Origin of the sequence: Amycolatopsis umgeniensis, from assembly GCF_014205155.1 — a bacterium.
GTDB lineage: Bacteria > Actinomycetota > Actinomycetes > Mycobacteriales > Pseudonocardiaceae > Amycolatopsis > Amycolatopsis umgeniensis.
This window is the reverse complement of record NZ_JACHMX010000001.1, coordinates 3,757,529-3,770,056: the sequence shown is the minus strand read 5'-3', so window position 1 is coordinate 3,770,056 and position 12,528 is coordinate 3,757,529. Positions and strand designations below refer to the sequence as shown.

At 68.4% G+C, this 12,528-nt stretch carries 11 protein-coding genes; 4 read left to right on the top strand and 7 right to left on the bottom strand.

Features of this window, described 5'->3' with window-relative positions:
* Positions 1 to 84: 84 nt before the first annotated feature.
* The 3 genes from HDA45_RS17420 to HDA45_RS17410 are packed head-to-tail and all read right to left on the bottom strand — an operon-like array spanning position 85 to position 3,858.
* Complete coding sequence (locus HDA45_RS17420) at positions 85 to 1,308, bottom strand: DUF445 domain-containing protein (protein WP_184896615.1); 1,224 nt, start codon at positions 1,306 to 1,308, stop codon at positions 85 to 87.
* A 45-nt stretch (positions 1,309 to 1,353) separates the two neighbouring features.
* Positions 1,354 to 2,580 carry a DUF445 domain-containing protein gene (locus HDA45_RS17415; RefSeq protein ID WP_378315994.1) on the bottom strand — a complete coding sequence of 409 codons (1,227 nt, stop codon included), beginning with the start codon at positions 2,578 to 2,580 and terminating at the stop codon, positions 1,354 to 1,356.
* Between the two features lie 48 nt (positions 2,581 to 2,628).
* On the bottom strand, positions 2,629 to 3,858 hold the full coding sequence (locus tag HDA45_RS17410) for a DUF445 family protein (protein ID WP_184896613.1): 1,230 nt from the start codon (positions 3,856 to 3,858) through the stop codon (positions 2,629 to 2,631).
* A 123-nt stretch (positions 3,859 to 3,981) separates the two neighbouring features.
* Between HDA45_RS17410 and HDA45_RS17405 the strand changes: the two genes are divergently transcribed.
* Complete coding sequence (locus tag HDA45_RS17405) at positions 3,982 to 4,944, top strand: coiled-coil domain-containing protein (RefSeq protein ID WP_184896611.1); 963 nt, start codon at positions 3,982 to 3,984, stop codon at positions 4,942 to 4,944.
* A gap of 6 nt (positions 4,945 to 4,950) precedes the next feature.
* Here HDA45_RS17405 and HDA45_RS17400 read toward each other — a convergent pair whose 3' ends face one another.
* The 4 genes from HDA45_RS17400 to HDA45_RS17385 form a co-directional block, all read right to left on the bottom strand.
* On the bottom strand, positions 4,951 to 6,390 hold the full coding sequence (locus tag HDA45_RS17400) for an FGGY family carbohydrate kinase (protein WP_184896609.1): 1,440 nt from the start codon (positions 6,388 to 6,390) through the stop codon (positions 4,951 to 4,953).
* Positions 6,387 to 7,733 carry an MFS transporter gene (locus HDA45_RS17395; protein ID WP_184896607.1) on the bottom strand — a complete coding sequence of 449 codons (1,347 nt, stop codon included), beginning with the start codon at positions 7,731 to 7,733 and terminating at the stop codon, positions 6,387 to 6,389. Before HDA45_RS17395 ends, HDA45_RS17400 begins: the two co-directional genes overlap by 4 nt.
* A 286-nt stretch (positions 7,734 to 8,019) precedes the next feature.
* Complete coding sequence (locus HDA45_RS17390; RefSeq protein ID WP_184896605.1) at positions 8,020 to 8,814, bottom strand: DeoR/GlpR family DNA-binding transcription regulator; 795 nt, start codon at positions 8,812 to 8,814, stop codon at positions 8,020 to 8,022.
* 5 nt (positions 8,815 to 8,819) lie between these two features.
* Complete coding sequence (locus tag HDA45_RS17385) at positions 8,820 to 9,437, bottom strand: histidine phosphatase family protein (RefSeq protein WP_184896603.1); 618 nt, start codon at positions 9,435 to 9,437, stop codon at positions 8,820 to 8,822.
* Between the two features lie 77 nt (positions 9,438 to 9,514).
* Here HDA45_RS17385 and HDA45_RS17380 point away from each other — a divergent pair, with 77 nt between their 5' ends.
* From HDA45_RS17380 to HDA45_RS17370, 3 genes are read left to right on the top strand one after another with little or no spacing between them, the layout of a single operon-like run.
* On the top strand, positions 9,515 to 10,201 hold the full coding sequence (locus tag HDA45_RS17380) for an HAD family hydrolase (protein WP_184896601.1): 687 nt from the start codon (positions 9,515 to 9,517) through the stop codon (positions 10,199 to 10,201).
* Positions 10,198 to 11,883 (top strand): dihydroxyacetone kinase family protein, encoded by a 1,686-nt coding sequence (locus HDA45_RS17375; protein WP_184896599.1) that lies wholly within the window; start codon positions 10,198 to 10,200, stop codon positions 11,881 to 11,883. The genes HDA45_RS17380 and HDA45_RS17375 overlap by 4 nt, the downstream gene beginning before the upstream one ends.
* A complete protein-coding gene (locus tag HDA45_RS17370; RefSeq protein ID WP_184896597.1) occupies positions 11,884 to 12,345 on the top strand; it encodes a ribose-5-phosphate isomerase in 462 nt (153 codons plus the stop codon).
* Positions 12,346 to 12,528: the final 183 nt, after the last annotated feature.

Genomic DNA, 12,528 nt, shown 5'->3' with positions numbered 1-12,528 from the left:
AAGGTGGCCTTCAGGACACGGGAAGCCCGCCAGCGGGCGCCCCCGGCCCTGACCTGCGTTTAGCGGGCTAAACGCGATCCGGTGTCAGTGGAGCATCAGGAGGACCTGCAGCTCCCCGACCAGGAAACCGATGAGCCCACCGACCGCGATGAGCTTCCACTCGTCCTGCCGGAACGCCGGCCGCAGCAGCCCTTCGAACTCCAGCGGCGTCAGCCCGAGCATCCGCCGCTCGACGATCTTCGCGACGTCCATCGCCTCGGTCAGGTAGCCCTCGGCGTGGCGGATCGTCGGCGGCAGCCGCTCCAGCGCCTTCCGCGCGGCCGCCTGCTTGATCTCGCGCAGCCGCTGCCCGCCGACGGCCATCGCGACCATCGGTTTCGCGACGCTCGCCTGCTCGTCGACGGCCTGCGCGACGAGCCGCTCGACCAGCGCGTACAGCCTGTCCGACCGCGGCCCGCGCAGGACGGCGTCGAGCAGGTTCGGCACGGTGAGGATCTCGTTCGCGATCATCTCGCCGTACTGATGCGCGACCTCGGCCCGCCGCCGCTGGAACTTGCCCTGCAGGATCACCCGCCCGACCCGCACCGGCTCGCGCGGCACGAAGATCAGCTTGATCGCCAGCCAGTCGGTGAACAACCCGATGCAGCCGCCGAAGATCGGCAGCACCCACGGTTCCTTCGTCAGCGCCCAGACGATCGCCTGCACGACACCGAGCCCGAAGCCGAAGTAGATCCCCGTGCGCGCGATGAACGCCATCTCCGGCCGTGACGTCTCACGGATCAGCCGGACGAGCAGCTTCTTGTCCCTGGTGAGCCGCTGCACGGTCATGTGCTGGAAGTCGAGTACCTCGTCGAGGTTCTCGGTCATCTCCTCCATGAACTCGCGCACCAGCCGCGGCGTCGACGCTTGGACCTGCTTGATCAGCAGTTCCTGCGCCATCGTCGGCATGACTTCCCAGAGCCTGGGATGGTGCTTTTCGAGCACTTCGCGGGCGACCTCGTCCACGGCCCGCAGCAGCGGCTGCTCGATCTCGCGCGTGATGATCGCCGGATCGATCCGCCGGAAGACCTCCTTGACGTCCAACAGGTTCGACGTCAGCAACTCGGTCGCGACGGCGGCCATCCGCCCGCCGTGCTTGGGCACCACGCCCTGCCAGCCGAGGAACGGCTTGATCCCGGCGAACTCCAGCGGTTTGAACATCATCTCGATGGCGACGCGTTTGGTGACGTAGCCGATCAGCGCCGCGATGAACGGGATCGCGGCGTACAGCCACCAGTGCCGGGCGAGGTCGTCCAGGACGGCGTCCACTCCGACCTCCTCGCTCGTGGGATGGGAAACGGTATCCGGTGCCCGTCAGTGAAGCAGCAGAAGCACCTGAAGTTCACCGACGAGGCCGCCGATCACCGCGCCGACCGCGATCAGCTTCCACTCGTCCTGCCGGAACGCCGGACGCAGCAACTGCTCGAATTCCAGCGGGTTCAGCTGCCGCATCCTGTCCACAATGGTGTTCCGGACATCGAGCGCGTTGACCGCGTAGCTCTCGGCGTGCCGGATCGTCTCCGGGATCCGTGCCGCCGCCTTCGCCGCCGCGGTCTGCTTCATCTCCTGGAACTTCCTGCTCCCGACGGCCATCGCGACGAACGGCTTCACGACGCTCGCCTGCGTGTCGATGGTCCGCTGCACTTCGCGGGTGATCATCGTGAACAGCTTGTCCGACTTCGGCCCGCTCAGCACGGCTTCGAGCAGGTTCGGGATGGTGATGATCTCGCGCGCGATCATGTCGCCGTAGTCCTCGGCGACCTGGTCCTTGCGTTTCTGGAACACGCCTTGCCAGGTGTAGAAGCCGAAGAACCGCTTCGGCTCGCGCGGCAGGAAGATCATCTTCAAGGCGATCCAGTCGGTGAACCAGCCGATGGCGACACCGAACAGCGGCAGCACGATCGGCGACTTCGTCAGCGCCCACACCAGCAGCTGCACACAGCCGAGCGCGAAGCCGAACACGATCCCCGACCGCGCGATGAACCGCATCTCCGGCCGCGAGATGTCGCGGATCAGCCGGTTCAGCAAGGCCTTGTCGCGCACCAGGTTCGTCACGACCATGTGCTTGAGGTCGAGGACGTCCTCGATGTTCTCCGCGATCTCCCGCATGATCTTCTCGATCGCGCGCGGCGCTTCGGCCTGCACCCGTTTGAGCAGCAGCTGCTGGGCGGTGTTCGGCAGTACTTCCCAGAGTCTGGGCTGGTACTGCTCCATCACCTCGCGGGTGACGTCCTCGACGATCCTCAGCAGCGGCTGCTCGATCTCCTTCGCGACCTGCGCCGGATCGAGCCTGGCGAAGATCTCCTTCGGGTCGACGAGGTTGTTCGTCAGCATCTCGGTGGCGGTGGCCGCCATCCGCTCGGCGTTCGCGGGCAGCACCCCCTGCCAGCCGAGAAACGGCTTGACCCCGACGAATTCCACCGGTTTGAACATCATCTCGATGGCGACGCGTTTGGTGACGTACCCGATCAGCGCCGCGATGAACGGCATGGTGACGTACACCGGCCAGTGCTCGCCGAGATCGGCGATGACGGCGTCCACTCGCAGCCCCTCCCGCGTCTCGCTTGAGGGGAACCTAGCCGCCTGTCCTCAGTGGAGGAGTAGCAGGACCTGAAGTTCACCCACGAGCCCGCCGATCACCGCGCCGACCGCGATCAGCTTCCATTCGTCCTGCTGGAAGGCGGGTCGCAGGATCCCTTCGAACTCGAGCGGGGTCAGCTGCTGCATCTTCACGACGATCGTGTTGCGGACGTCGAGCGCGTCAGTGGCGTAGCTCTCCACGTGTTTCACCGTTTCGGGGAGATACGCGATCGTCTTCTCCGCCGCGGCCTTCTTCATCTCCTGGTACTGCACGCCGCCGACGGTCAGCGCCACCAAGGGTTTCGCGATACTCGCCTGCGCGTCGATGGTCCGCTGCACCTCGCGGGTGATCATCGCGAACAGCTTGTCCGACTTCGGCCCGGTGAGCACGGCCTCCATCACGTTCCGCACGGTGAGGACCTCGTCCGCGATCAGCGCGCCGTAGTCGCGGGCGACGGCCTGGCGGCGCTTCTGGAACATGCCCTGCCAGCTGAAGAACAGGAACCGGCGCGGCTCACGCGGGTAGAAGATCATCTTCAGGGCCAGCCAGTCCGTGACGAACCCGGTGACGAAACCGAAGATCGGCATGATCAACGGCTGCTTCGTCAGCGCCCACGCGACGAACTGGACCAAACCGATGACGAAGCCGAAGTAGATCCCGGACCGGGCGATGAAGCGGAGTTCCGGGGTCGCGACCTCCTTGATCAGGCGGCAGGTCAGCGATTTGTCCCGGACCATCGCGTTGATCAGCATCTCGTTGACGTCGAGGACCTCGTCGATGTTCGTCGACACCTCACGCATCAGCCGTGCGACGACCTTCGGCGCCTGCGCCCGGACCTGGTCGACCAGCATCCGCTGCGCCCGCGTCGGCAGCAGCTCCCACAGTCTGGGCTGGTACTGCTCCATCACCTCGCGGGTGACGTCCTCGACGGCCTTGAGAAGCGGCTCCTCCAGCTCCTTGACCACCTCGTCGGGATCGAGCCGGGAGAAGATCTCCTGCGGATCGACGAGATTCTTGGTCAGCAGGTCGACGGCGGTGGTCGCCATCCGGCGCGAGTTGGCGGGGATGACCCCCTGCCAGCCGAGGAAGGGTTTGATCCCGACGAACTCCAGCGGCCGGAACATCATCTCGATGGCGACGCGTTTCGTGATGTAACCGATGAGCGCGGCGATGAAGGGCATCGTGGCGTAGACGTGCCAGTGCTCCCTGATGTCGTCGAGGATCGCCGAAATGTCCAACCGGGCCTCCCCTGCTTACGACCTGTCAACAATGGAGGATGCCATGTGATCGGCCGGTCGCACTCCGAGTGCAGCCGTTTGGCGGTACTACCCGACGGGCCCAAGCTCATTAAGGTGTCCGCCATGGTCGCTCCTGAGAAGACGGCGCCTCAGGCGCCCTCAGCGAAATCGTCCCAGTTCGCGGTCGCTGTCCGCGGTTACGACAAGCGTCAGGTCGACGAGCGGCTCGTCGAGCTGTCGACCGAACTCAAGCAGACCTCGCGCAACCGCGACGAGGCCGTGGCGACCGCCGGTGAACTCACCAAGGCGCTCGGCCACGCCCAGAAGGAACTGGACGAGACCAAGGCCGCCCTCGTGCGGATGAGCTCGAGTCCGTCCGGTGCCGGCGCGATGGCCGAACGCGTCCGCATGATGATGCAGCTCGCCGAGGAGGAGATCGCCGACCTCAAGGCCGCCGCGGAAGCCGACGCCAAGTCGACACGGGCCGAAGCGGACAAGTACGCCCACGAGTCGCAGCGCGCGAGTGACAAGGCGGCCAAGGACGCGCAGGCGGAACGGGAGAAGCTGCTCGCGGACGCCAAGGCCGAGATCGAGCGGCTGAACGCCGAGGCGGCGCAGAAGCGCAAGGAACTGGACATGGAGAGCGTCCGGAACCGCGCCGCCGCGGACAAGAAGGCCGAGGAAGCTTCGGCGGCTCGTCGCACGGAGGCGGAGAAGGCGTCCGCGGACAAGATCGCGGAAGCCGACCGGGTGTCGGAGGACAAGCGCTCCGAAGCCGAGCGGATTTCGGCGGAGAAGATCGCCAAGTCGGAGAAGTCTTCGGCGGAGGACATCGCCGCGAAGCAGGAGCAGGTCGCGGAGGCCCTCACCGACGCGAAGACCCAGCAGTCCGACGCTCAGCAGGCCCGCAAGCTCGCGCTGGAACTCCGGTCCAAGGTCGCCGAGCGGCTTTCCGCCACGGATGTCGCCGTCCAGGAGGCCATCCGGCTGCTGGCTCCCGCTCCCGACGCCGCCGACGAGGCGTCCAAGCCGGCGGCCGCGTCCAAGCCGACTCCCACCAAGTCCAACGGCCCACGCCCTTCCTGATTTCGCTCAACGCCGGACGACGGCGAACAGCTCGTCGTCGATCCAGCCCCTGGTGTGCAGTTCGGTGCAGAACCGCAGGTAGGACTCGGTGAGCGCGGCACTTTCGCGCTCGTCGGGTTCGACCAGCGTTCCCTTGCCGAGCCCTTCGGACGCTTCGGTGAGCCCGCCCGGCAGGACTCCTGCCGCGGCGAGCAGCGCGGCGCCGTACCCCGTCTCCGCCTGTGGTGACACCCGCAGGCCGAGACCGGTGACGGTCGCCCTGATCCTCGTCCACAAAGGACTCTTGCTGCCACCGCCCGCCGCCAACAGCGGCTCGGTGACCTCGACGCCGAGACGACGCAGGTGGTCCAGCGCCAGCCGCTCGAGGAAGGCGACCCCCTCCAGCCTTGCCCGGTGCAGCTCCACCTCGTCCGCTTCGCCGGACACGAAGCCCTCGGCGTCCCCGTTCGTGAAGGGGAAGCGTTCGCCCTTGCGCCGCAACGGGTACGCGATCACCTTCGCCGGGCCCAGCGCGGCCGCCGCCGCGTCGAGTTCGGGAAGGTGTTCCTGCCCGGCGACAGCCTCGCCGCCGGTGTTCGACGCTCCACCGGGCAGCCACCAGCCGTCCGGATGACGGTGGCTGTACATCGCCCCCGTCGGATCGGGCACCAGCTCTTCGGTGACCCCCTTGAGCACGTACGTCGTGCCGAGGATCCCGACGAACCGCCCGGGGGTGACCGCCCCGGCCGCGAGCTGGCCCGCGCAGCCGTCCGTCATCCCGGCCACGACCAGGCAGCCCGCCGGGAGCCCGGCGACCGGACGGGCCACCGTGCCCAGCACGGTGGCCGGAGCGACCACCGGTGGGAGCAGGCCTTCCGACACCCCCAAGGCCTCGAAGACCTCCAGTGGCCATTCGAGGGCGAGCGGGTCGTAGCCGCTCTTCAAGGCATGCGACCAGTCACTCGCCACCGGCCCGCCGGTGAGCTTCGCGGCGATCAGCTCGGGCGTGTGCCGGATCCCGGCGACGCTGGGGACGAACTCGGACAGCCACGCGATCCGGCCGAGCGCGGCCGTGGCCGTCACCCCGAAACCGAGCCGCCGCCAGCGATCCGTGCCGAGTTCGGTGGCCTCGCGGTTGAGGGCCGCGCCGCGCCTGTCGTCGTACATCAGCGCGGGCGTGACCGGTTCACCCGAGGCATCGACCCCGACGATCGTCCCCGACGTCGCGGCGACGGCCACCGCGGCGACCTCGCCGCCCCTGCCCGGCAGCTCACCGGTGACCTTCGCCAGCACCGTCTCCACCGCGGGCCACCACGACCGGGCGTCCTGCTCGCTGTGCCCGCGCGAGTCTCGGACCGGTGCGGGCAGCGTCGCGGCGGCCGAAGCGAGGACGGTGCCGCCGCGCACCGCGAGGGCACGGACCCCCGCGGTGGCGACGTCGATGCCGATCGTGACGGGCTGGTTCACGTGGTGACGACCTTCTCTCCGACTTGCTGCAGGCTCTTGTCCTCTTCGATCGCCTTCGCCGTCTCTTCGGGCAGTTTCAGGTAGCGCACCATGACCGCCGCGACCAGATACAGCGCGGCGAACACGATCACCACTCCGGCGGCACCCAGCGGACCGAGGAACACGCTGACGATCGCCGGCCCGACGAACGCCGCCGCGCCCGCGCCCAGGTTCAGCAGGGCCATCGCGCCACCCTTGTTCTCCGGGGCGAGGGAGGGGAGCAGCGCCGAGATCGGCACGAACCCGGCGAGCGTGGCGCCGTACAGCGCGCCGACGAGCAGCGCGAGCCAGTAGTACTCGGCGCCCATCGCGATCGGGACGAAGTAGAGCAGCAGGATCGAGATGGCACAGCCGATCGCGCCGAACCAGAAGATCGTGGTGCGCCAGCCGATCCGGTCGCTCAGCACGCCGAAGATCAGGTTGAAGAAGATGTTCGTGCCGTAGATGACCGAGACCAGGAGCAGCCAGCGGCTCTCCCCGAATCCGATGCCCTCGATGAAGATCGTCGGGAAGAACACCAGCATCCCGAATTCGGGCGCGGTGTTGATGACGCGGACCAGCATGCCGACGCCGACGCGGGGTTTCTTCCACGCGATCGACACACTGGAGACGAGGCTCTGCACCGGTTTCACGTCCGGCGGCGCGAGCCGGGTGTACCCCGTCCGCTGCCGGACCCCGAAGATCGCCAGCAATCCGCCGAGGGCGAGCAGCGCCACCGACACCCAAAGCGTGCCGTACTGGCCGAGCACCGGGTTCGTGAAGCTCGCGACCAGCGCGCCCAGCGTCGGCAGCCCGCCGGTGAAGGCGAAGTAGAACCAGCCCACGGCCGCGCCGAGCCTGGCGACCGGCGCCACCGCGGTGATCCAGACCAGGAAACCGAACGCGAACATCGGATAGCCGAAACCGCGGAGACCGTAGAACACCAGCATCAGCGCGTAGTTCTCACCGGATACCGCGATCGCGAGGAACAGCACGTCGAACACCAGCCAGATGGCTAGCCCGATCATCATCACGCGGCGCGGCCCCCAGAGGTCCGAGAGCGCGCCCGACAGCCACGACGCCAGCATCACGGCGACGCCGTACACCGTGATCACGTACGAGGCCTTGATCTCGGTGCCCGCGCCGTTGTCCGCCATGAACGGCGCGATGAAGCCCGATTCGACCCCGTCGCCGATCATGAACAGCAGCAGACCGGCATAGCCGAGGAACAGCGGGGCGGGCAGGCCCCAGCGGTTCAGTACGCGGGCGAATCCGCTTCCGGCCCTGCCCTCGGACCGCGATAACGGCGATGTTACCTGGTTCATGCACGCCTCCATGACGTCGTGATGAGCGTATCATGGATCGTGTTAACTTAACTTTCAAGATGTTACATCGATGGAATTCCGTGTTAGCCCCGCGCACTCGATGCGCGGGCGCCTGGCTGTCACGAGGGGCCGGTCACGCGGAACTGTCAGGCGTCGCGGCCCGTTGACGAGCAGGTCACCGGCCACGTCACCTCTACTGCGGGCGGAAGGGAACCTTCCCCGCGTCTCATGCGGTGAAGGGCGCTTTCCCCGCATGGCATGCCGGGAAAGCGCCCCTCGCCCCGTCTCAGACCTCCGCGACGTCCACTTCCACCTGGCTCCGCATCTCCTCGGCCAGGTGGTCCGGCACCCCGTCGTCGACGATCAGCACATCGAAGTCGCTCAGCGGGGCCAACCGGTGCAGCGCCGCGCGTTCGGTCTTGCTGTGGTCCATCAGCAGCACCTTCGTCCGGGCGCTCGCCAGCATCGCGCGTTTCAGCATCACGATCTCCGGCTCCTGGTGGAAGGTCATCCGCGTGTTCATCGCCGAGGTCGAAACGAAGGTCGCGTCGACGTTGATCCGCTCGATCGCCTCGAGGCTCTGCATGCCGAGGAACGAGTCGTGGGTCGCCGAGTAGTCGCCGCCGATACAGATGAGCCGCAGGTCGGGAACGCCTTTGAGCAGTTCGATGGCGCCGAGGTAGTTCGTCGCGACGGTCAGCGGCGTGACGCGGTGCAGCATCTTCGCCAGCGCGAGCGCGCTCGTGGAGTCGTCGAGCAGGATCGACATCCCCGGTTCGACGCGGGCGAGCGCGTGCGCGGCGATCGCCGCCTTCTCCTCCGAATGCGCGTTCATCCGGTAGTCGGCGTTGCTTTCGAAGACCGTCGACGGCATGGCCGACACGCCGCCCCGGTACTTCCGGAGCAGGCCGCGCCTGGCCAGTTCGTCGACGTCGCGGTGCACGGTCATGGTGCTGACCCCGGTGAGTTCCACCAGGTCGGCGATGGTCGCGGAGCCTGCCTCGAAGACGCGTTCGGTGATCAGCCGCTGGCGCGTGTCACGAGAGTGTGCGCTCGCACCGGCCGTCTTCTCATCGCTCATGGCGTTCAGTATCGCGTGCGCGCCGGCTGGTTGAGGCGAAGCAGGCCGGTGCGTGTGCCGTCGATCGCGATCTCGGTGACGGCCGCGTTGTCCAGTCGCGGGAACACCGTGCGATAGGTCTCGAGCGGGATGCCGAGCAGTTCGCACAGCGACAGCCTGATCAAGGTGTTGTGCGCGACGACCAGCACCGTCTCGCCCGGCACCTCGGCGGCGATCGCGCGAAGCGCGCTCGCGCCGCGGGCGGCCGCCTTCGCCGTCGGCTCCGAGCCGGGGAAGGCGCCGGTCACCGGATCGGCCAGGAATCTCGCGACCGCACCGGGATCCGAGACCGCCAGCTCGTCCCTGGTGCGTCCTTCCATCAGTCCGAAGTGGACTTCGCGCAAGTCTTCGACCACTCGCAAGGACAAGCCCAGCGCCTCGGCGGACGGCTCGGCGGTGCGCCGCGCCCGGCTCTGCGGCGAGCAGAACACGGCCGACGGCCCGACCGCCTCGGCGAACCCGGCGAGTTCGCCCGCCTGCCTGAGTCCTTCCTCCGTCAGCGCGACGTCGCTGCTGCCTGCGTACCGGTTCTCGGCATGCCACTCGGTCTGGCCGTGCCGTGCCACCAACAACCGTGCGACCACGGGATCCCTCCTTGAGGCTTGTGAAGATCACATCATCCATGTTAACTTAACAGCATCGATGTGAAAGGAGATGCCGGATGGCACTCGCCGCGGTGGTGTTCGACCTGGACGGTGTCCTCGTCGACAGTGAACACCTCTGGGAGGAGAACTGGGTGGCGTACGCCGCCCGGCACCGGACCGAATGGACCGCCGAGGACACCGCGTCCGTGCAGGGGATGAGCGCGCCCGAATGGGCGGCCTACCTCGCGAAGCGGTCCGGCACGCCGGAAAGCGCGGTCGACGTCGAACGTGCCGTGGTGGACGGCATGATCGCCGCGATCGAGGCGGGAGAGGCGCCCTTGCTACCGGGTGCCGGCGAGATGGTCCGCGAGGTGAGCGCAAAGGTGCCTGTCGCGCTGGCGTCGTCGGCCGCCCGCCGGGTGATCGACGCGGTGCTCGACAAACACGGGCTCACCGGGGAGTTCACCGCGACGGTCTCGAGCGCCGAGGTCGCCAGGGGCAAGCCGAGCCCGGACGTGTACCTCGAAGCCGCGGCCAGGCTCGGCCGGTCCGGCGAGGAATGCCTGGGCGTCGAAGACTCCAGCAACGGCATCCGCGCCGCCGCGGCGGCCGGGCTCACCGTGATCGCGCTGCCGAATCCGGTGTACCCGCCGAAGCCGGACGCGCTGGAGTTGGCGGCCGAAGTCGCGGAGAACAACGACGACGTGCGGCGCAAGCTGCTCGCGTACCTGTCCGGTGAATTCGCGGAGGCGAGCGGGCGATGACGGTCCTGGGTGCCGCGGAGACGTTCAAACGCGATTGGCTGGACGGGTTCGTCACCGCCTACGGGCGTTCGGTGCGCAAGGTTCCCGGCGCCTACGGCGTACTGCGCCGGGAAGAATCCGAGCGCAAGGTCGCGGTGGTGATCGGCGGCGGCTGCGGGCACTACCCCGCGTTCGCCGGACTGGTCGGCCCCGGTCTCGCCGACGGCGCCGTGGTGGGTGACGTGTTCACCAGTCCGAGCGCCGAGCAGGTCTACCGCACGGCGCTGGCCGCGGAGAGCGGCGGCGGCGTGCTCTTCGGCTACGGCAACTACCAGGGCGACGTGCTGCACTTCGGCCTCGCCGCCCGCAGGCTGGCGGCCGAGGGCGTCGAGAGCCGCACGATCCTGGTCACCGACGACATCGCGAGCGGCCCCGCCGACGCGCCGGAAAGGCGTCGTGGCGTCGCGGGCGACTTCCTGGTCTTCAAGATCGCCGGTGCCGCGGCCGAACGCGGTGACGATCTGGCCGCCGTGCACGCGGTGGCGGAGAAGGCGAACGCGAACACCCGGACGTTCGGAGTCGCGTTCGGCGGGTGCACGCTGCCCGGCGCGTCGGCGCCGCTGTTCACCGTCGGCGAGAGCGAAATGGAGCTCGGGCTCGGCATCCACGGTGAGCCCGGTGTGCGCACGGTCGGCAGGCTGAGCGCGCGGGAACTGGCCGACGAACTGGTCGACGGCCTTCTCCCGGAGCTGCCCGAGGGTGACGGGCGGGTGGTGGTCCTGCTGAACGGGCTGGGCCGCACCAAATACGAGGAGATGTTCGCGACCTACACCCGGGTGCACGAGCGGCTCGCCGCGGCGGGGCTCAGCCCGCTGCACACCGAGGTCGGCGAATTCGTCACGTCGCTCGACATGGCGGGCGTATCGCTTTCGATCCTGGTACTCGACGACGAACTCGCCGAGCTCTACGCCGCGCCTTGCGACACCCCTGGTTACCGCAGTACCGGTGCCGTGCTGGAGCGGATTCCGTTGGAGTCCACAGTGGACTCGCTGCTGGCGGAGACCGAACCGGGACAAGGCATCGTGGACCGCGCGTTGACGGCCGCCCTGCACGACATCGAGGCCAACGAAGCGGAACTCGGCAGGCTGGACGCGGTCGCGGCCGACGGGGACCATGGGCTGGGCATGACCAGGGGAATGCGGGCCGCGGTGGCCGCCGCGCGGCGCGACCGGGAGTCACCGTCGACAGCGCTCTTGGCAGCCGGGACGGCGTTCGCCGATGCGGCGGGCGGCGCCTCCGGGGCGTTGTACGGGGTCCTGCTGGCCGAAACCGGTGCGGGGCTGCGTGGCCGGGCCGAAGGCGAGGTCACCGCGGAAGCCCTCGCGGACGCCGTGGACGGTGCCGTGATGGCGTTCGTCGCTCTGGGCAAGGCGGAGCCGGGTGAGAAGACCATGCTCGACGCCATCGAGCCGTTCCGGCTGGCGTTGCGCGAACAGGCCGAGGCGGGCGCCGACGTCCCGCAGGCCTGGCAGAAGGCGGCCCAGGTCGCGGTGAGCGCGGCCGAGGCCACGGCGGACCTGCTGCCCGCCAAAGGACGGGCGGCACGGCTGGCGCGGCGGAGCAAGGGGCACCCGGATCCCGGGGCGACCTCGTTCGCGCTGCTCGTCACCGCGGTCAGCCAGGCTCTGGGAAAGGAAGACTGAATGCGGATCGTGGTGGCGGCGGACAACGCCGGGGTGGCGCTCAAGGACCAGCTGCGTGACCTGCTCCTCGCCGATGACCGGGTCGACGAGGTCACCGACCTCGGCGTGGCCGACGGTTCGGACGACAAGGCGTACCCGTTGCTCGGGCTCGCGGCGGCGGAGGCGATCGCCAGGGGCGAGGTGGATCGCGGCGTCCTGGTCTGCGGGACCGGGATCGGCATGGCCATCTCGGCGAACAAGGTCCCCGGTGTCCGGGCCACGGTCGCGCACGACTCCTACTCCGCCGAGCGTTCCGTGAAATCGAACGACTGCCAGGTGATCACCTTCGGCGCACGGGCGATCGGCCCGGAACTGGCGAAGAAGATCGTCGCCGAATGGGTCGGCTACCGCTTCGACCCGGACTCGGCCAGCGCGAGCAAGGTCGCGCACATCACCGAATACGAGCAAGCGCTGAGTACCTGATGGTGAACCCGCGACCGCGATCGACGTCGGCAGGGCGCCGCCTGGGCTGGTACGGCACCGTTCGGCGGACAGGGCGCCCCACCACCGCGATAGCGGGGCCTTCGGCCGGGGCGGGTTCACGCGTACGGTCACTTTTCCGGATACATCTCAGCTTCGCCAACAGTCACAGGACTGCCCGATGCG